Raw genomic sequence first — 18810 nt, forward strand, 5'->3', positions numbered from 1 at the left:
ATTACCCACAAACAGGATTGCCATCATGCGCGTAACCACAAAAGGCCAAGTGACCATTCCACTCAACGTTCGGGAAAGCATGGGCATATTGCCCGCTGAAACGGAAATCAATTTCCGGCAAGATGAGCAAGGCCGCTGGTATATCGAAAAAAGCATCGAAAAAAACCAAGTTACCGATAAACCAGTAAGCCGTTTCCGTACCGCCCATAAAACCGCAAAACTAACCCTGTCCACCGAGGAAATCATGGCACTGACACGGGGCGGACTGTGACCGTCATCCTAATTGACAGTTGCATCATCACCGACCTTGCCGATAAATCCAGCGATTGGCATGAATGGAGTGCGGGAACTTTGGAAAAGCTGGATGGCGACAATAAAATGGTGATCAACCCTATTATTTACGCCGAATGCTCCATCGGCTTCCAACGGTTTGAAGAGGTCGAAGCATTGTTTGTGCATTTGCGTTTACCCATAAAGCCGCTTCCTAAAGAAGCCTTGTTCCTTGCAGGGAAAGCCTATTTGGATTACAAAAAGCGTAAGGGGGGAAAAGGCAACGTGCTACCCGATTTTTTCATCGGCGCCCATGCCGCCGTGTCTGGCTATGGTTTGGTGACGCGCGATAAAGGCAGGTTCAGCACTTATTTCCCTAGCGTGAAGTTAATTATGCCCCTATCTGGACAGGTTGACTGAAACTTGATGTCTGCGTCTTTAAAAACTAGAGTTAAACCACGAAAGGATTCTAATCCCTTGCAAAAACTCCACCACCAAACCCTAGGCTCCGGCAAACCCATCGTCCTCATCCACGGCTGGGGGATGCACAGCGGCATCTGGCAGGATTTTGCCGAACAACTTGCCTCGCATCATCGAGTCACGCTGGTTGATTTGCCCGGGCATGGGCATAGCGACCTGATTACGCCGTTCACATTGGAAAATATCTCTGACATGCTGGCGCAAACTTTGCCGGATGAACCCTGTTGCTGGCTGGGCTGGTCGTTGGGTTCGGCGGTGGCGCTGGAGATGGCGCGGTGTTTTCCTGAACGCGTCAACCGCCTAGTTTTGGTGGCGGGCAACCCGTGTTTCCTACAGCAAGATGACTGGGCGGGAATGCGGACGGATGTGCTGGACAGTTTCGCCGCCAATCTGCAACAAGACACACAGGCGACATTGACGCGATTTTTGGCGATCCAGGTTATGACTTTGCCCAACGCAAAAGAACTGGCGAAATCCTTAAAAACCGCCGTACTATCACGCCCCATACCGGACAATACCGCACTGCAAGGCGGTTTGGACATCCTCAAAACTGCCGATATGCGTCCTGCTTTGGCGGCAATCACAGTGCCGGTGTTGGTCGTATTGGGCAAAAAAGACAGCCTTGTGCCCGCCGCACTCAGCCAACATATCCCTGATTGCCAACCTGCCGCGCAAGTGTGTTTGCTCGAACACGCCGCCCACACGCCGTTTTTGTCGCATCCAGAGGAGATGCTCATCTTGCTCAAGAATTTTATGGAAAATCAAGTTGATAGATAAACGTAAGGTCAAACAGGCTTTTTCCGCCGCCTCCTCCCGCTATGACGGTGCCGCGCATTTGCAACGCGAGGTCGGCGCGGCCTTGTTGCAGTCGGTGGATTGGGCAAAACAAAGCGGCACCTTGTTGGACATCGGCTGCGGCACGGGTTTTTTGACCGGCGAATTGCTGGCCTTAGCCCCTTGCCAAGCCATTATCGCGTTGGATATGGCCTTGGCGATGTTGCACGCCACCCGCGACAAGCTAGCCGCAAACGCCAAAGTGAGCTATTTGTGCGCCGATGCCGAGGCTTTGCCGCTGGCCGGGCAAAGCGTAGACGCGGTATTTTCCAATCTGGCCTTGCAATGGTGCTATAACCTTGACGCCGTGTTTAGTGACATCCGGCGGGTGCTGAAACCGGACGGACGCATCCTGTTTTCGACGTTTGGCAACGGGACCTTGCAGGAACTGAAAACCGCTTGGGCAAGCGTGGATGCTTACCAGCATGTCAATGACTTTTGTGAAGAAAACCAACTTCATGCAATTTTAAAACAGGCCGGATTCCGCGACATCCGCAGCCAGCGGCTGACTTACCGCCCCCGTTATGAATCGGTCTTGGCATTGATGCAGGAACTGAAACAGCTCGGTGCACATAATGTCCTGCCCGGACGCAATCCACACGTGACTGGCAAAACCGCGCTCCAGCGCATGATGGCGGCATATCCTGGCGATCCCGTCATTGCCACGTTTGAAGTCATCATTATGGGAGCAAAACGATGAATGCCGCTTATTTCATCACCGGCACCGACACCGATGCGGGTAAAACCTGGGCCACCGTCGCGCTGATGGAATATTACCAACAACGCGGGCATACCGTCGCCGCGATGAAACCGGTTGCGGCGGGTTGCCAGTGGCAGGATGGACGCTGGCAAAATGCCGACGCCTTGTTGTTGCAACACCATGCTTCGTTGCCGTTGCCATATCATTTGATTAACCCTTACGCTTACGAACTAGCCGTGTCGCCGCATCTTGCCGGAGTTGCCAATCCGGTGAAAATAGACACCATTATCGACAGCTTCAAGCAAATCAAAATCCAGGCCGACGTCGTGCTAGTCGAAGGTGCGGGCGGCTGGTACGCGCCCATCAACGCACATCAGGACATCAGCAATTTGGCAAAAGCCTTGGAGCTGCCGGTTATCTTGATCGTCGCCATCCGCTTGGGCTGCATCAACCACGCCAAACTCACGCATCAGGCGATTGCCGCATCCGGCTTGCCTTGTGCCGGCTGGATAGCGGTTTGCAATGATGCCGACATGCCAATGCGCGAAGAAAACATCGCCACCTTGGTTACGGCCTTAGCTTCGCCCTTGTTGGGGGTGGTGCCTTATCAAAACCAAGTCGATTTTTCTGTGCTTGCCCGGCAATTGCATGGCCTTGGATAGTTCTGAAAGCGTTTCTGGATCAACATAAAACCGCCTAAACATCACGCACAACCAACAAATAACCCACATCCGCCGTCCACTTACTTTCAAAAGCACAATGCTTTATCATGGGGGATCAAAAATACTGAGTTAATTGCCATGAATGCTGCGCCCGACCGTCGTTTATCCCTGATTTTGCTGTTCGCCGTCACCTTATTCACCAGCGCGTCGCTGATGTTTGTGCTGCAACCCTTGTTCGGCAAGCTGTTGCTGCCTTTGCTGGGCGGTTCGCCAGCAGTGTGGAACACCTGCATGGTGTTTTACCAAAGCATATTGTTCTTGGGTTATTTGTACGCCCACACGCTCTCGACCCGCTTCAATGCGGCCCAGCAAATCGCCATCCATGCCGGGATAATTTTACTCAGCGTGTTGGCCCTGCCTGTCGGTTTGCCGGAAACCATCTCACCACCGACTGAAAGCGACCCGACTTTCTGGCTGTTATCCACTTTAGGCTTGGCGATTGGCTTGCCGTTTTTCGTCTTGTCCACCACCGCGCCGCTGATCCAAAAATGGTTCGCGCAAATCGGGCATCATGCTAGCCACGACCCATATTTTTTATATGCCGCCAGCAACACGGGCAGCTTATTGGCTTTATTAAGCTATCCTTTTGTTTTAGAACCGAATATCGGACTCGCCGCCCAGCAAACCGACTGGAGCGTCGGCTATGCGGTTTTGGGCGTATTGATTGCATCCTGCGCGTTGGTATTATGGAAAAACCACCCGCCAGCAGCGCAAACCGATAAAGAATCCACCGACAAAATCCCCTACACCACACAATTGCATTGGCTGGCCTTGGCGTTAGTGCCTTCCAGTTTGTTGCTGGGATTGACCAATTTCATCAGCACCGACATTGCCTCCGTGCCGTTGTTGTGGGTCATCCCGCTGACAGTTTACTTGCTGTCATTCATCATCGTTTTTTCCAAATGGAATGACGCCATCCATCCGTGGATGGTGCGCATCCAGCCCGTGTTCCTCGTACCATTCATCGCCTATGCTTTCATCAATCCGGCGGATTTACCGTATTGGATGTATTTGATTTTACACGTCATCGCGTTTTTCTTCGCGATTATGGTCTGCCACGGCGAACTGGCGAAATTGCGTCCGAATACCCAGCATCTGACCCGCTATTATTTGATCATGTCGTTTGCGGGGATGTTGGGCGGGATGTTCAACACCTTTGTCGCGCCGTTCATTTTCAACGGCATTTACGAATACCCGATCATGATAATCGCGGCCTTGTTATTGCGCCCTGGTTTGACCATCAACAAACGTGCGTTATGGCAACTGCTCCCACCTGCCCTGCTGGTGGCTATCGGCTTGGTGCTGTATTTCAGCGTCAGCAATTTATTGGATTATTTCGATGCCATCGCCATCAGCTTGATGGTGTTGACGCTGGTGATTTTCTTCTTCCGCAAACAACCTGCACTATTTGCCTTATCCGCTGGCGCGATTATTTTCCTGGCGTTGGGCGTGCATAGCTTGTCATCGCGCACCCTGTTCCAAGATCGCACTTTCTTCGGTGTCCTCGCCGTGCGCGAAAGCACTTTGACCGATGAACAAGGCCAACCAGAAACCTATCGGGAACTGTTCCACGGCACCACCAAACACGGCGCACAACGCCTAGCCGCCAACCTCAGCACCATCCCGCTGACCTACTACAGCCGCCCTGGGCCGATGGGGCAATTGTTCAAAACGTATGATGATGTTGACCAAAACTGGCGTATCGGTAGTGTGGGCTTAGGCGCGGGGGCGTTGGCGTGTTACAGCAAACCAGGGCAACAGTGGACGCTGTACGAAATCGACCCGCTAGTCGTGGACATTGCCAGCGACCCGCGCTGGTTCACTTACCTGAGCCACTGCAACAAAACCGCGCTTGTGAGCATCGGCGACGCGCGGTTATCGTTGGCGAAAGAGCCTGACCACAGTTTTGATCTGCTGGTCATGGACGCATTCAGCTCCGATGCCGTGCCGACGCATTTGCTCACCGAAGAGGCGATGAAGCTGTATTTCCAAAAGCTCAAACCGGGCGGCATCCTGGCCTTCCACATCACCAACCGCCATTTATCGCTGAAAAAAGTCCTGTCCATACACGCCGAAAATCTGCATCTGGCGGCGTTGATTGAGGAATTTATACCTCAAGAAGAACAGCCGCTAGTCGTGGCGACCGATTGGGTGGTGTTGGCGAACCAGGCAAAAACCTTGGAACCGCTGAAAACTAGCCTGCTAGGCGATTGGCAAAAAATGCCGCTGTATTTTGATATGAAACCGTGGACGGATGATTTCACCAATATTGTCGGTATTTGGAAGTAGGCAGTGGAATCAAACAATTGCCGGAACGGGTTTATTACCCGTTCCATAATGTCAGCCTGGAAGCGTTTGAAGCTAAAAAGTCGCTTAGTTGAATGTTCGTCAAATCCGGGCAAGATCAGTTTTTAAATCAACACCATATTGTCACGGTGGATCATCTCCGCATCGTCGGCATAACCCAGGATTTTTTCAAATTCCGGGCTGCTTTTGCCAACTATAAGACGGGCATCGTTGATGCCGTAGTTAATCAGGCCCCTTGCGACTTCCACCCCCTTTTCATCGACACAGGAGACCAGCTCGCCGCGTTCAAATTGGCCTGAAACCGATTTGATACCGACTGGCAACAGGCTTTTGCCGTCGTTTTTCAAGACCTTAACCGCGCCTGCATCCAGCACGGCAACGCCCCTGATCTGCAATTGCCCTGCCAGCCAGCGTTTTCTCGCGGCTAAGGGTTCAATATCGGGGACGAAGTATGTGCCAATGGGGAGTCCGCTAATGACTGTGCCAATCACATCCGCCGCCCCGCCCCAGGCAATCACCGTTGCCGCGCCGGAACGCGAGGCCAGCCGTGCGGCGCGGACTTTGGTGGACATGCCGCCACGTCCTAAACCGCTGCGGCTATCGCCCGCCATTTTTTCCAAACGGTCATCGTTGACGCTGATTTCGGGGATCAAAGTGGCATCGGGATACACGCTAGGGTCGCCTGTGAACAAGCCTTGTTGGTCGGTCAGGATAATCAGCAGTTCGGCTTCGACAAGATTGGCGACCAAGGCGGCGAGCGTGTCGTTGTCGCCGAAGCGGATTTCTTCTGTGGCGACAGTATCGTTTTCGTTGATGACGGGGATGACACCGAATTCCAGTAAGGTCAGCAAGGTGCTGCGGGCATTGAGATAGCGTTGGCGGTTGGATAAATCGTCATGGGTGAGCAACACTTGCGCGGCATGTAGGCCGTGGGATTTGAAGCCATCGTCGAAGGTGCGCACCAAGCCCATTTGCCCGACTGCCGCCGCCGCTTGCAGTTCGTGCAAGGTGGTGGGGCGGGTTTTCAGACCCAGACGGCTCATGCCTTCGGCGACCGAGCCGGATGACACCAGCACGACATCAATGCCTTGCTGGCGCAAGACGGACATTTGTTGCACCCACGCGGCGATGGCGGTTTTATCTAAGCCTTGTCCGCCTTTGGTCAGTAGCGAGCTGCCGATTTTGACGACGATGCGTTTGGCGTTTTGAAAATGTGTTCTGCTCACAATGTGTAATCTCTTTGGTTTTGAATTCTGTCCGTCCAACAATATTGTGACCACTTAAGTATACGAATGCACCGCAATGCCGATATTGCAACATCCTAAGCAAAATCAATCGTAATCCGTTGAGGAAAGCCTTGGATAAGCACGCTTTCTGGTATTTGTCCTTGTGGATTAAAAAATGTGAGCTTGCCGTCTTTGTCACACAACCAAAATTCCCGCGCCCCTTTGGCAAAATACAGGCGTTTTTTCTTGTTCATTTCGGCACGGCTGTTGGACGGTGAAATGATTTCAATCACCACTTCAGGCGATTCCTGATAAGGGTTTTGGCGTTTGTTGCGTTGGAAAAAACCGTAACTGCCCCACGCGACATCGGCGACTTTTACACCTTGGCTGGTTTCAATACTGCATTCCACCAACGGCTTGCCCTGTTGCGCCAGCCGGATAAGCCATTCAATGATTAACACCCGATAGAGGCCATGTTCATTGCTTGCGGGACTCATTTCAATTTTCCCCCATTGGTTGGTTTCAACCTTAAATGGCAGGTCTTTAAATGCCTTGCTGTCACAGAGTTCTTGCCAATTCATTGTTGACCTCGACGGTTTGATATTGTGATGCCTAATTGGTTTTTGTATTTGGACAGGGTCAACGATAGCGTAATGCCGCAATAGAGGCAATATGGGCGTCGCTTATTTTGCTTTAAGCACTGCCGATTTATTTAACGCTTGCAAATTTACTCCTGCCCATCATCACCCCGCTTTTGTTGTTCTAAAAAATTCATGATCGCAAACATCAGTTCGCGTGTGCCTGAGCCGTTGATCGCGGCGGTTTTGAAGACGGGACCGGTCCATTGCAGGTCGTCGATAATCGCTTGGCAGTGTGCGTCCACTTCATCTTCCGGCAAGCGGTCGGTTTTGTTTAGCACCAGCCAGCGCGGTTTGTGGGCGAGGTTGTCGCTCCATTTTTCCACTTCGCGGATGATGGTTTGTGCCGCTTGCACGGGCGATTCGGTGCTGTCGTAGGGGGCGACATCGACCAGATGCAGCAACAGGCCGGTGCGTGACAGATGTTTAAGGAACTGTAAGCCCAAACCCGCGCCTTCCGCCGCACCTTCGATGACGCCGGGAATGTCGGCGATGACAAAGCTGCGCATATCGTCAATACGCACAACGCCGAGGTTGGGGTGCAAGGTGGTGAAGGGATAGTCGGCGACTTTGGGCGTGGCGGATGAGACGGCGCGGATTAGGCTGGATTTGCCCGCGTTGGGCATTCCGAGCAAGCCGACATCGGCGATCAGCGTCAATTCCAAACGCAATTGGCGGTGTTCGCCGGGTGTGCCTTTGCTGGCCTTTTGCGGGGCGCGGTTGATGCTGCTCTTGAAGCGGGTGTTGCCCAGGCCATGAAAACCGCCTTGGGCGACCAGCAAGGTTTGCCCCAAGCGGGTCAAATCGCCAATCACCTCATTGGTTCCGGCATCGGAAACCTGGGTTCCTAACGGCACGGAAACATAGCAGTCTTCGCCTTTTTTGCCCGTGCATTTGGCACCCATGCCTTTTTGTCCGTTTTCGGCCCTGTGCACGGCGTGGTAGCGGAAGTCCACCAAGGTGTTGATGTTTTCGACGGCGACCAGGTAAACGCAACCGCCGTCGCCGCCATCGCCGCCATCTGGCCCACCCATAGGGATGTATTTTTCGCGCCGGAAACCGACCGCGCCATTACCGCCATCGCCCGCTTCAACGCGGATTTCTGCTTCATCGACAAATTTCATGGTTGTTCACACTGTAAACCTAGTTGTAAAAAGAGGTGCTGGTAAAAACTGGAGCGCGGACATCCTGTCCGCTACATGTTGCGGTCAGATGACCGCGCTCCAAAGCTTTTTAACCACGACCTAAAAACAAAAAAAGCCCCGCCATGCAAACAGCGGAGCTTTTCGTTTGGGGAGAATTTGCGCCCCGATGTTAATATCGCCTTGCATGGCACCATTGATAGCGTGGCGATGGGCTAGGTCAATTTTTAAGCCAAGCCCTGGCAAACGTCTCTTGACCAGCCTTGAAGTATTCAATGCTGAACGGCACAAAGCCGTTTAGAAAAAACAGCATGGCACTGTCCCGCCAGCGTAAATCACCGACAACCGCCAGCCGGTCGATATGTTTCTGGATGAATTCGTCATCTTCGTCGTCATCCCAACTGGCAAATGCCGAGACGTTTTGAAAGGCTTCGTCGATAATGACAAGTCCCGTCGCGCGACCATGCCGTTTGATATAGCTGACGACTTGTTTTTTGATTGCATCAGCGTCGCCCCGTTCCAAAACACCTGATGAGCGTATGACGAACAGATTGTTTGCTTCAAACTCAATGGATAATGCCATTTACGCCACCTTATTGGATGATAAGGAAATTTTTTGGCTACAACATTGCGATGGGCTGTGCAAGCCATGTAGGTCGGGTTAGCGGTAGCGTAACCCGACAATTGCCGCTTCGATGCGTCGGGTTACGGCTCGCGCCTAACCTAGGCACTGTGCAAGTTTTTCAAAGGCTTGCCGCCAAGCCTTTGAAGCGTGCCGGAATTAAACGGCAGGAACGATGCTGACAAATTTACGGCTTTTAGGGCCTTTGACGTGAAACACAACTTTGCCATCGGCTGTTGCGAATAGAGTATGGTCTTTGCCTAAACCAACATTGTCACCGGCATGAAAATGTGTGCCGCGTTGACGGACGAGAATGTTGCCCGCAATTGCCGCTTCGCCGCCATACATTTTGACACCTAGGCGTTTTGCATTTGAGTCGCGGCCGTTACGGGTACTACCACCAGCTTTCTTATGAGCCATTTCTTTAACTCCTGATTAGGCAGAAATGCCAGTGATCTGGACTTCTGTGTAATATTGACGATGACCTTGATGTTTCATGTGGTGCTTACGTCTTCTGAATTTGATGATTTTAATTTTTTTGTGCCGTCCTTGTGACATGACTGTTGCTGTCACTTTGCCGCCTTCAATGAAGGGCAGGCCGACTGTTACGGAATCACCCGACTGGATCATCAGGACTTTGTCGAATTCGACATTGTCGCCTTCGCCCAATTCCAGCTTTTCTATTTTTAAGGTCGTACCTTCTTCAACGCGGTACTGTTTACCACCTGTTTGAATTACCGCATACATTTGCGTCGCTCCGTCAAGCATTAATCTGTTAAAAAATCAGTCCGCCATTGTATGTTTAACACTGCTTTGAGTCAATGGAAATTTCATAAAACTCAATTGACATGATGTGTCGCTTAGCTTTTTGAAACCATTTGGCTATCGTGCGGCTTGGATATCGTGCGGCGTTTGGCTAGCCAGCGTCCAATGCTTCCAGTTGTTTCCAGCGGTTCACTATCATGCAAAACAATTCCGCTGTTTTTTCTGCGTCGTATAGGGCCGAATGGGCTTTGTCGTTATCCCATTCAATGCCCGCCGCTTGGGCGATTTTTGCCAGCACGGTTTGTTGGTAGGCGAGTCCGCCCAAGGTTGCCGTGTCGAAGGTGCTGAACGGATGGAACGGGCTGCGCTTGATTTGGGTGCGGGTGATTGCCGCGTTTAGAAAACCGATGTCAAACGCCGGATTGTGTCCGACTAGGATGGCGCGGGTGCAGTTGTTGCGTTTGACCGCGTGCCGGATCGGTTTAAACAGCAAATCCAGGGCGTCATGTTCATCCACCGCCATGCGGAACGGATGATGCGGGTCGATGCCGTTGAATTTCAATGCAGATTCGTCAAGTTCCGAGTTTTTAAAAGGGATGACGTGGGTTGAATAGCGTTCAGTAATCGACAAATTGCCTTCGTGATTGAGTTCGACAATCACCGCTGCGATTTCCAGCAAGGCGTTTTTTTTCGGATTGAAACCGCCGGTTTCTATATCAATAATGACAGGCAGGTAACCTCTAAAACGTTTGTCCAAAGGGATTATGGCAGGTGTATCCATGAATGGGTGTCAAATCCTAGATAAAAACAGTGATAGGGCATGGTACGCGAAATTGGCGTAATAAAAAATCTATTCATATTGTGCATTCCCTTAATTCACCACGAAGGCGGCGAAGTCCACAAAGAAATACAAGGATGGATATTTCGTTTCTTATGTGCTTTTCGTGGACAATGCGTAACATCAGTTACAGATCTGGATCATCGGTTTTAAAGCATTTTCCAGCTTAAGGTTTCCCCCGATTTTAATGGCGTAATCACCACGTCTTCATCACCATAAACCGTTGGTATTTGCCATGCGGATTTTGCCAACGTCACCGTGCCGGAATTTCTCGGTAAGCGGTAAAAATCCGCGCCATAAAAGCTGGCGAAGCCTTCCAGTTTGTCCAGCGCGCCTACTTGTTCAAAGGCTTCGGCGTACAGTTCCAAGGCTGCTGGTGCGCTAAAACAACCTGCGCAACCACAGGCAGTTTCTTTGAGATTTGTCAGATGCGGCGCACTGTCGGTACCTAAGAAAAATTTCGGGTTGCCGCTGGTGGCGGCTTTGAGCAAGGCCAGACGGTGTCGTTCGCGCTTTAGCACCGGCAAACAATAATAATGCGGCCTGATACCACCCGCCAAAATGGCGTTGCGGTTGAACAGCAAATGTTGCGGCGTGATCGTCGCGGCGACATTCGCGCTGGCGGCTTCGACAAACTGTACGGCTTCGGATGTGGTGACATGTTCCAAAACGAGCCGTAAGGCCGGAAACTCTTTGGTGATAGCGTTTAGATGCCGCTCGATGAACACCCGCTCACGGTCGAAAATATCGCAATCGTCATCGGAGACTTCGCCATGCACCAGCAAGGGCAGGCCATGACGCTCCAAGGCCGCCAGCAATGGATAAATCTGACCGATATTGCCAACCCCCGCATCGGAATGGGTGGTCGCCCCTGCCGGATACAATTTAACCGCATGGATAAAATCGGCTTCCGCCGCAAGCTTGATTTCCGCTTCGCTAGTTGCGGCGGTCAGGTACAGCGTCATCAGCGGCGTAAAATCCCTGCCATCAGGAATCGCTTGGAGGATTTCTTCACGATACGCTTGGGCTTGGGCAACCGTCGCCACCGGAGGTTTAAGATTAGGCATGATAATCGCGCGGGCAAATTGCCTGGCGGTATGTGGCAACACCGTGGTTAAAACAGCACCATTACGGACGTGGACATGCCAATCATCGGGGCGGGTTAGGGTTAATGTTTTCATTGTTTGTAACGAGTCTGTAAAATGCACGGTATTCTATAGTATCAATTCAATCAGTTATTAATTGTTTCATAAATGCTTGCTTTGAAAAATAACCCGTATTCCTCAAATGGATTCGGCAAGCATTTATGAAACAATTAATAAAGTGCCTTGAAAAACTAACATTGCACCCAATTGTAGTCATTATTTTTTGTTTAGGAGTTATCAATGCCAATTTACGAATATCAATGCCAAGCTTGCGGTCATAAACATGAAGCGTTGCAAAAACTCAGTGCCGAACCGCTTAAAGTTTGCCCCGCTTGCAGCCAACCTGAACTGATGAAAAAAATCTCCGCTGCGGGCTTCCGCTTGAAGGGTAGTGGCTGGTATGAGACTGATTTTAAAAGCGGTACGAAGAAAAATGTGGCGGGCGAATCAGCCGCACCTCCTGCCACCCACACTTGCCCTGCGGCTGGCGGTTGCAAAAGCCATTAAGAATTTGAAAAATCGTAGGTCGGGTTTACCCACTGGGCATAAAAGCGATAGCGTAACCCGACACAATCAACTCAAAAAATGTCGGGTTACGCTATCGCTACCTGATCATTTAAATCTTTTATCACCAAAACCCATAAGAACAAACAGGAAAGCATCATGCGTACCCACAAGTGCGGGGAATTAGACACACAACAGTTAGGCGAAACCGTAACCATCTGCGGTTGGGTACACAGACGGCGCGACCACGGCGGCGTTATTTTTATTGACTTGCGCGACCGAGCCGGACTGGTGCAAGTGGTCATTGACCCCGATACGGAAGCCGCTTTCGCCGCCGCCGAACATGTGCGCAGCGAATATGTGTTAAAAATCAGCGGCATCGTCCGCCACCGTCCGGGCGGCACAGTCAACGCCAATATGCGTTCCGGCGCGATAGAGATATTGGCGAAGGAAATCGAAGTGCTGAACGAGTCGGAGACGCCACCGTTCCCCATCGAAAGCGAGATCGAGGTCAACGAAGAACTGCGCTTGCGTTACCGTTACATTGACTTGCGCCGCGTCGCCATGCAGGAAAAAATGAAAGTGCGCCGCGACGTCACCCGTGTCTTGCGTAATTTCCTGGATGACAACGAGTTTTTCGAAATCGAAACGCCGTATTTGACCAAAGCCACGCCAGAAGGCGCACGCGATTACATCGTGCCTAGCCGCACCCACGAAAATGCGTTTTTCGCCTTGCCGCAATCGCCGCAGTTGTACAAACAGATTTTGATGGTCGCGGGCATGGATCGCTATTACCAAGTCGTGCGTTGTTTCCGCGACGAAGACTTGCGGGCCGACCGCCAACCCGAATTCACCCAGTTGGATATTGAAACCTCGTTCATGACCGAAGACGAAATCATGGGGATCATGGAAGAAATGATCCGCCAATTGTTCGCCAAAGTCATCAACGTGGCGTTGCCCGCCGAATTCCCACGCATGAGCTATCAAGAAGCCATGTCGCGTTTTGGTATCGACCGCCCGGATTTGCGGATTCCGCTGGAATTGATTGATGTCGCCGAAGATTTGAAAGACGTGGAATTTAAAGTCTTCTCAGGCCCGGCCAATGACCCGAAAGGCCGTGTCGTGGCGATGCGTGTGCCGGGTGCTGGTGAGAAATTGAGCCGTAAAGACATCGACGAATTGACCAAATACATAGCCATTTATGGCGCAAAAGGCTTGGCGTACATCAAAGTCAACGATTTGGCGGCGGGTCTGGAAGGCTTGCAATCACCTATCGTCAAATTCGCCCCCGCCGAAGCCTGGGCCAGCATCATGGCGAAAACGGGTGCACAAAACGGCGACTTGCTGTTCTTCGGCGCGGACAAAGCCAGTATCGTCAACGAAGCGATGGGCGCGTTGCGTGTCAAGCTGGGCCATGATTTGAATTTGATCGAAGGCGAATGGCTGCCCGTTTGGGTGGTGGATTTCCCGATGTTTGATTGGGATGAAAAATCAGGCCGCTACAATGCCATCCACCATCCGTTCACCGCGCCTAGCTGCTCGGTTGAAGACTTGGTGGCAAACCCTGGTGCGGCCTTGTCACGCGCTTACGATTTGGTGTTGAACGGTACGGAAGTCGGCGGCGGTTCCATCCGTATCAACCGCCCCGCCATGCAGCAAACCGTGTTCGGCATTCTGGGAATAGGCGCAGAAGAAGCCCAGGAAAAATTCGGCTTCTTGCTGGATGCCTTGAAATATGGCGCACCGCCACACGGCGGCTTGGCGTTTGGTTTGGACAGATTGGTGATGCTGATGACCGGATCGACTTCCATCCGTGACGTGATCGCTTTCCCGAAAACCCAATCGGCGGCGTGTCCGTTGGTCAGCGCGCCAGCCGTGGTGACTGACGAGCAGTTGAAAGAATTAGGGATTAGGTTGATTAAGCCGGCCGGAAAAGAAAAGGCTTAAGTGGTAGCGGCGCGGGCTTGTGCCCGTGACCTTTCAAAACCATGCTGGGGCGAAAAATTAAAACGCCCCAGATTAAAACGTCATGTAAGTGGGCGGAAATTGTTTGCCCACTTGCCATGCTTTTACTTCGCTTCCGGTTCGGTTTCCGAAACCATCGCCGAATAACAATCCAACAGACTTTCCGTAAAATTGGCGTTCGCTTCCGCAAGGGCTTTGCCAGAACCAAAGTCGGTGCGTAATTCTTCCAAGGTTTTTTTCGGATCGGCTGAAGAAGTCAAGGTCAGCATTTTGGTGTAATTGCGGTATGCGGTGAGCCGCTCAGGATCAAATGCGAATATCCCCGGCATTTTGTTGGCACTGGTGTCAACAACACATTCCGCCAGATGTCCAGGATCGATTTTGTAATCTTTAAGATGCTGTTCTTCTTGTACTTTTTGGTCTTTTTGGATGTGCGCCAATACCGCTTCTTGGTAGTGTTGTTTATCCGCACAGGCGGTCAACAATAAGGGTGATAAGGCAATCAGCAGTCGTTTTTTCATGTAAGTTTTTACCAGTATTGTTATTTTTCAAGAGTCATCTGACATTATACCCGCAAGTTTTAATTACGCAGGTTTGCTGTAGATCTTGTTATAAATCCTGCATCGCCAAGGCTATCCATTCCGCCGCTTCGGCATTAATTTCGGCGGCTTTGCGTCCCTGAGTTTGGATTGCCGGCCCAATTTTTACCTTGATAATGCCGGGATATTTCAAAAAACTGTTGCGTGACCAACAACGGCCTGAATTAAGGGCGATAGGTATTACCGGATAGCCTGATTTTTCCGCCAGTATCGCACCGCCAGCATTGAATTTTTTAACTTCTCCGTGGGCCGTCCGCGTACCTTCAGGGAACACCACCACCCATAACCCTTCGTTTAGGCATTCCTTACCTTTTTTCAGCAGCGTTTTAAGTGCCGCCCGCTGGTTTTGCCGGTTTATCGCAATCGGTTTTAGGGTGGCTAATGCCCAGCCCCAGACAGGGATTTTTAACAGCGATTCTTTCAATAACGCCGTTTGCATGGGCAGTATTAATCTTAAGGCGATGGTTTCCCATGCCGATTGATGTTTGCAGAGGACAATGGCCGTTTGAATGTCCTTGATGTTTTCCAAGCCTTCAACTTCATGGCGGACACCGCAGAAAACCCGTGCTATGAACAAGACAAAGCGTACCCAGACACTGGCGGCCCCATAACGTACTGAAAAAGGGAAGATGTTACATATCAACACTAAAGGGCCGACAATCAGCGAGGATGACACCATACCTATCAATAATACGGTTGAACCTAGGTAGAGTTTGATTTTACTGCCTTGATACAAGGTGTTTGGCTGCGTCATAAAGATTGTCAAAAACTGGGATGTTAAGGTTAGGGTGTTCAGTTAAGGTTTGTTTGCCATTACCCGTTTTTACCAACACAGGTTTGGCTCCGGCGGCGATTCCGGCTTGCAAATCGCGGTATGAATCGCCAATCATGACGGTTTCGGACAGCTTGATTTGATAATCTGCGGCACATTGCAACAACAAGCCTGGCTTGGGCTTACGGCATCCGCAAGTGCTGTCTGCGCCGTGCGGGCAGTAATAAATCGCGGTGATTTTGCCGCCGTGTCCGGCAACTAATTGCCGCATTTTGGCGTGGATTTGCGTGAGTGCGGCCTCGTCAAACAGCCCACGCGCCAAACCGGACTGGTTGGTGATGACGGCGATTTGATAGCCATGCTGGTTGAGCAGGGCTATGGCTTCTAGGCTACCGTCAAGAGGCCGCCATTCATCTGGCGACTTGATGAAGTCGTGGGAGTCTTGGTTGATTACGCCATCGCGGTCTAGGAGGACGAATTTAGACATGGTTAATTTTCCAAGGCTTACCAAATGGTCGCCACCGGATATTGGGCGATGTAATGGTCTGGAGTCAAAATAATCAGCTCATGTTCAATTGCTTGGCAAACCAACATCTTATCGAACGGATCACGGTGATGGTTGGGTAATCGTCCTAGTTGAAACACTGCCGTGTAATTCAGTGGCAATATATCAATTAGGTGCTGCTCACATTGTCTAGTGATGAAAGTTTCTGGTTGGGTAGGCAAAGCCAGCTTTCCTATTCCATGTTTAACTAATATTTCCCAGACCGACACTACACTAAGGACGATGGTGTTGTCAGGATTTTGAAAAATCCCTTTGGTTTTTGTTGTCAGTTCTGGTGCATCGGTGGTCAGCCAAATAAAAGCACAGGTATCCAATAACACTCTCATCACTTGCCTTCAAAAGCATCTAATATTTCATCCGGTAAAGGCTCGAAAAAATCCGGCGGCACCGACCAAAGCCCTTTTGCCAAACCTATAGGGCGTGGCCTTTTTTCGCGGGCGGCAAGCAAATCAGGACCAAGTTGCGGCTGGATTTTTTGCCATAAGTCTATCGGCACGATAACGCCAGTAATATTGCCTTGTTCGTCACTGATGGTTTGCATGGCTGTCTCCGTTAAGACTGTAATTTCGCCAAATCCGCGCAAGTCAAAAACTGCTCGGACAACAAATTCAGCAAAGCCAAACGGTTGGCACGCAATTCCGCGTCATCGCTCATAACCATGACATTATCAAAAAACGCATCGACCACTTCGCGCAATTCCGCCAAACGGTTCAATGTTGCCTGATAATCGTGTCGTGCCAATAAGGGTTGTATGTCTTGTGCTGAATGCAGGGCGGCATCGAACAGTTCCATTTCCTGCGGCTCGACCAACACGCCAACGCTAGCCGCTGGAGCGGTGTCGGATTTTTTCAGGATATTGCGGATACGCTTGTTCGCCGCAACTAAGCTTTCGGCTTCGGGTTTGTGGCGGAAGGCTTTCACCGCCGCGATACGCTGCATAAAATCCAAGGGCTCGGCGGGAGCCAAGCTCATCACGGCATCAAATTCATCCGCGCTATAACCTTTGTCCAGACAGTAACCTTTCAAACGGTCAAAAATGAACTCGACCACGGCGGTGTGCGTGGCGGCTTTGTCGAAGCTGTGCGCGAATTGCTCTAAGGCAAACGCGCACAGTTCAGGAATATTCAAGCTCAGCTTGTTTTCGATCATCGTCCGCAACGTGCCTAAAGCCGCACGGCGCAAGGCGTACGGATCTTTGTCGCCAGTTGGTATCAATCCCGCGCTGAAAATACCGGTCAACGTATCCACTTTTTCGGCAATCGCCAAGACCTGTCCAATCGTGCTAGGCGCGGTTTCGCTGCCGGATTGTTTGGGGAAATATTGCTCTTCCAAAGCCCACGCGACTTCCGCCGCTTCGCCTTCAGCCAATGCGTAATAACGCCCCATCAAACCTTGCAAATTGCCGAATTCGCCGACCATATTGGTCATCAAATCGGTTTTTGCCAGCAAGGCGGCGCGGGTGGCGTGTTCGATGTTGGCGTTTAACTGGGTGGCGATGCGTTCGGCGAGTTTGCTGACGCGCATGGATTTTTCGTAAACCGTGCCGAGTTTCTCTTGGAAAACCACCGTTTTTAGGGTTTCGATGCGTGCTTCCAATGGCTGTTTTCTATCTTGATTCCAGAAAAATTCCGCATCCGCCAAACGTGGCGTAACGACGCGCTCGTTGCCGTGCTGGATGGATTCAGGCCGTTTGCTTTCGATGTTGCTGAAAGTGATGAAATGCGGTAATAAATCCCCCCTGCCCCCCTTTTGCAAAGGGGGGTGATTGCCATCGAAAGCGTCTTCACTCCCCCCTTTGGCAAAGGGGGGCAGGGGGGGATTTTTCACCGGAAAATATTTTTGGTTGGTTTGCATGGTGGTGATCAGCACTTCGGCAGGCAAGGCCAAAAAGCGCGGGTCGAAGTCGCCCGTCACAGGCACAGGCCATTCGTTCAGCGCGGCGATTTCTTCAAGCAGGTCTTCTTCGATATGCGCGATACCGCCGACTTTGGCGGCGGCTTGTTCGGCTTTTTCGCGGATGATGGCTTTGCGCTGTTCAATATCGGCAATCACTTTGCCTTGCTCGAACAAAGCCGCTTGGTAATCGTCCGGCTTGCTTAAAGCAATTGCTTGTGGCGCGTGAAAACGATGGCCTAGCGTGCTGTTGCCCGTGGTCAGGCCGAGGATTTCGGTTGCGATGACTTTATCGCCAAACAACAACACCGCCCAATGCACAGGCCGGACAAATTCGGTGGCGAAGCTGCCCCAGCGCATCCGTTTCGCAATCGGCAACGCGGCGATGGCGGCGCGGATAATGTCGGGGATGATTTCGGCGGTGGTTTGGCCTTTGACGGCTTGCGTGTAGCTTAACCACTCGCCTTTATCGGTTTTCAAACGTTCCAATTGGTCGAAACTGGTGCCGCAGCTAGTCGCAAACCCCAAGGCCGCTTTGCTAGGCGAACCATCCGGCGCAAACGCCGCCTGAATCGCCGGGCCGCGTTTTTCAACGGTTTTGTCGGGCTGGGCGGTTTGCAAGTTTTCAATCAACACCGCCAAACGGCGCGGCGTGGCTAAGGCTTTGCTGGCGGTGAAGTTTAAATCGGCAGCTTTTAAACCTGCGACAATGCCGTCCAGCAAGGCGTTGCTGAGTTTTAACAGGGTTTTAGGCGGCAATTCTTCAGAGCCTAATTCGAAAAGTAAGTGTTGTGTTTCTGTCACAGGGCGACCTTTTTAATTA

22 protein-coding genes are annotated in these 18810 nt (G+C 51.4%); 8 read left to right on the top strand and 14 right to left on the bottom strand.

All coding sequences use genetic code 11. From position 1 onward, the window contains the following. Positions 1-25 precede the first annotated feature (25 nt). From PHH59_RS07340 to PHH59_RS07365, 6 genes are all read left to right on the top strand, one after another. A complete protein-coding gene (locus PHH59_RS07340; RefSeq protein WP_300013469.1) occupies positions 26-271 on the top strand; it encodes an AbrB/MazE/SpoVT family DNA-binding domain-containing protein in 246 nt (81 codons plus the stop codon). After that, on the top strand, positions 268-690 hold the full coding sequence (locus PHH59_RS07345) for a type II toxin-antitoxin system VapC family toxin (RefSeq protein ID WP_300013472.1): 423 nt from the start codon (positions 268-270) through the stop codon (positions 688-690). Before PHH59_RS07340 ends, PHH59_RS07345 begins: the two co-directional genes overlap by 4 nt. Before the next feature lie 57 nt (positions 691-747). Next, complete coding sequence (bioH, locus tag PHH59_RS07350) at positions 748-1527, top strand: pimeloyl-ACP methyl ester esterase BioH (RefSeq protein ID WP_300013475.1); 780 nt, start codon at positions 748-750, stop codon at positions 1525-1527. Next, positions 1517-2284, top strand: coding sequence for a malonyl-ACP O-methyltransferase BioC (gene bioC / locus PHH59_RS07355; RefSeq protein ID WP_300013478.1), 768 nt, complete (start codon positions 1517-1519; stop codon positions 2282-2284). Before bioH ends, bioC begins: the two co-directional genes overlap by 11 nt. Further along, the gene (gene bioD, locus PHH59_RS07360; protein ID WP_300013481.1) at positions 2281-2946 is read left to right on the top strand and encodes a dethiobiotin synthase; all 666 of its coding nucleotides are present in this window, start codon (positions 2281-2283) and stop codon (positions 2944-2946) included. The genes bioC and bioD overlap by 4 nt, the downstream gene beginning before the upstream one ends. A gap of 138 nt (positions 2947-3084) precedes the next feature. Next, on the top strand, positions 3085-5295 hold the full coding sequence (locus PHH59_RS07365) for a spermidine synthase (RefSeq protein ID WP_300013484.1): 2211 nt from the start codon (positions 3085-3087) through the stop codon (positions 5293-5295). A 122-nt stretch (positions 5296-5417) separates the two neighbouring features. On the opposite strand, the gene proB is transcribed toward PHH59_RS07365, so the two are convergent. The 8 genes from proB to pyrC all read right to left on the bottom strand — a co-directional run bounded on the left by proB (position 5418) and on the right by pyrC (position 11725). Next, the gene (gene proB / locus PHH59_RS07370; protein ID WP_300013487.1) at positions 5418-6539 is read right to left on the bottom strand and encodes a glutamate 5-kinase; all 1122 of its coding nucleotides are present in this window, start codon (positions 6537-6539) and stop codon (positions 5418-5420) included. 95 nt (positions 6540-6634) lie between these two features. Next, a complete protein-coding gene (locus tag PHH59_RS07375) occupies positions 6635-7120 on the bottom strand; it encodes a Uma2 family endonuclease (RefSeq protein ID WP_300013490.1) in 486 nt (161 codons plus the stop codon). Between the two features lie 146 nt (positions 7121-7266). Continuing rightward, positions 7267-8301 carry an Obg family GTPase CgtA gene (gene cgtA, locus PHH59_RS07380; RefSeq protein ID WP_300013493.1) on the bottom strand — a complete coding sequence of 345 codons (1035 nt, stop codon included), beginning with the start codon at positions 8299-8301 and terminating at the stop codon, positions 7267-7269. 238 nt (positions 8302-8539) lie between these two features. Further along, the gene (locus PHH59_RS07385; protein ID WP_300013496.1) at positions 8540-8902 is read right to left on the bottom strand and encodes an STAS/SEC14 domain-containing protein; all 363 of its coding nucleotides are present in this window, start codon (positions 8900-8902) and stop codon (positions 8540-8542) included. A gap of 198 nt (positions 8903-9100) precedes the next feature. Continuing rightward, positions 9101-9361 carry a 50S ribosomal protein L27 gene (gene rpmA / locus PHH59_RS07390; RefSeq protein ID WP_300013499.1) on the bottom strand — a complete coding sequence of 87 codons (261 nt, stop codon included), beginning with the start codon at positions 9359-9361 and terminating at the stop codon, positions 9101-9103. Between the two features lie 15 nt (positions 9362-9376). Further along, positions 9377-9688: a 50S ribosomal protein L21 gene (rplU, locus tag PHH59_RS07395; RefSeq protein ID WP_300013502.1), complete on the bottom strand. Its 312-nt coding sequence runs from the start codon at positions 9686-9688 to the stop codon at positions 9377-9379. Positions 9689-9857: 169 nt separating this feature from the next. Beyond that, on the bottom strand, positions 9858-10487 hold the full coding sequence (gene rnt, locus PHH59_RS07400) for a ribonuclease T (protein WP_300013505.1): 630 nt from the start codon (positions 10485-10487) through the stop codon (positions 9858-9860). 206 nt (positions 10488-10693) lie between these two features. Further along, positions 10694-11725: a dihydroorotase gene (pyrC, locus tag PHH59_RS07405; RefSeq protein WP_300013508.1), complete on the bottom strand. Its 1032-nt coding sequence runs from the start codon at positions 11723-11725 to the stop codon at positions 10694-10696. 204 nt (positions 11726-11929) lie between these two features. Between pyrC and PHH59_RS07410 the strand changes: the two genes are divergently transcribed. Together PHH59_RS07410 and aspS are read left to right on the top strand one after the other, a co-directional pair. Next, positions 11930-12196, top strand: a complete 267-nt coding sequence (locus PHH59_RS07410) for a zinc ribbon domain-containing protein (RefSeq protein ID WP_300013511.1) — start codon at positions 11930-11932, stop codon at positions 12194-12196. Between the two features lie 156 nt (positions 12197-12352). Further along, positions 12353-14140: an aspartate--tRNA ligase gene (gene aspS / locus PHH59_RS07415; RefSeq protein WP_300013514.1), complete on the top strand. Its 1788-nt coding sequence runs from the start codon at positions 12353-12355 to the stop codon at positions 14138-14140. Positions 14141-14262: 122 nt separating this feature from the next. Here the strand turns inward: aspS and PHH59_RS07420 are convergent, their stop codons facing one another. From PHH59_RS07420 to glyS, 6 genes are all read right to left on the bottom strand, one after another. Next, the gene (locus PHH59_RS07420) at positions 14263-14679 is read right to left on the bottom strand and encodes a hypothetical protein (RefSeq protein ID WP_300013517.1); all 417 of its coding nucleotides are present in this window, start codon (positions 14677-14679) and stop codon (positions 14263-14265) included. Positions 14680-14767: 88 nt separating this feature from the next. Continuing rightward, entirely contained in the window at positions 14768-15511 is a 744-nt protein-coding gene (locus tag PHH59_RS07425) for a lysophospholipid acyltransferase family protein (RefSeq protein WP_300013520.1), read from the bottom strand. Continuing rightward, positions 15477-16016, bottom strand: coding sequence for a D-glycero-beta-D-manno-heptose 1,7-bisphosphate 7-phosphatase (gene gmhB, locus PHH59_RS07430; protein ID WP_300013523.1), 540 nt, complete (start codon positions 16014-16016; stop codon positions 15477-15479). Before gmhB ends, PHH59_RS07425 begins: the two co-directional genes overlap by 35 nt. Positions 16017-16033: 17 nt before the next feature. Then, positions 16034-16420 (bottom strand): type II toxin-antitoxin system VapC family toxin, encoded by a 387-nt coding sequence (locus tag PHH59_RS07435; RefSeq protein WP_300013526.1) that lies wholly within the window; start codon positions 16418-16420, stop codon positions 16034-16036. Then, entirely contained in the window at positions 16420-16635 is a 216-nt protein-coding gene (locus tag PHH59_RS07440) for a hypothetical protein (protein ID WP_300013529.1), read from the bottom strand. The genes PHH59_RS07435 and PHH59_RS07440 overlap by 1 nt, the downstream gene beginning before the upstream one ends. An 11-nt stretch (positions 16636-16646) precedes the next feature. Beyond that, positions 16647-18791 carry a glycine--tRNA ligase subunit beta gene (gene glyS, locus PHH59_RS07445; RefSeq protein WP_300013532.1) on the bottom strand — a complete coding sequence of 715 codons (2145 nt, stop codon included), beginning with the start codon at positions 18789-18791 and terminating at the stop codon, positions 16647-16649. Positions 18792-18810 lie beyond the last annotated feature (19 nt).

Source organism: Methylovulum sp. (assembly GCF_028687615.1).
Taxonomy (GTDB): domain Bacteria; phylum Pseudomonadota; class Gammaproteobacteria; order Methylococcales; family Methylomonadaceae; genus Methylovulum.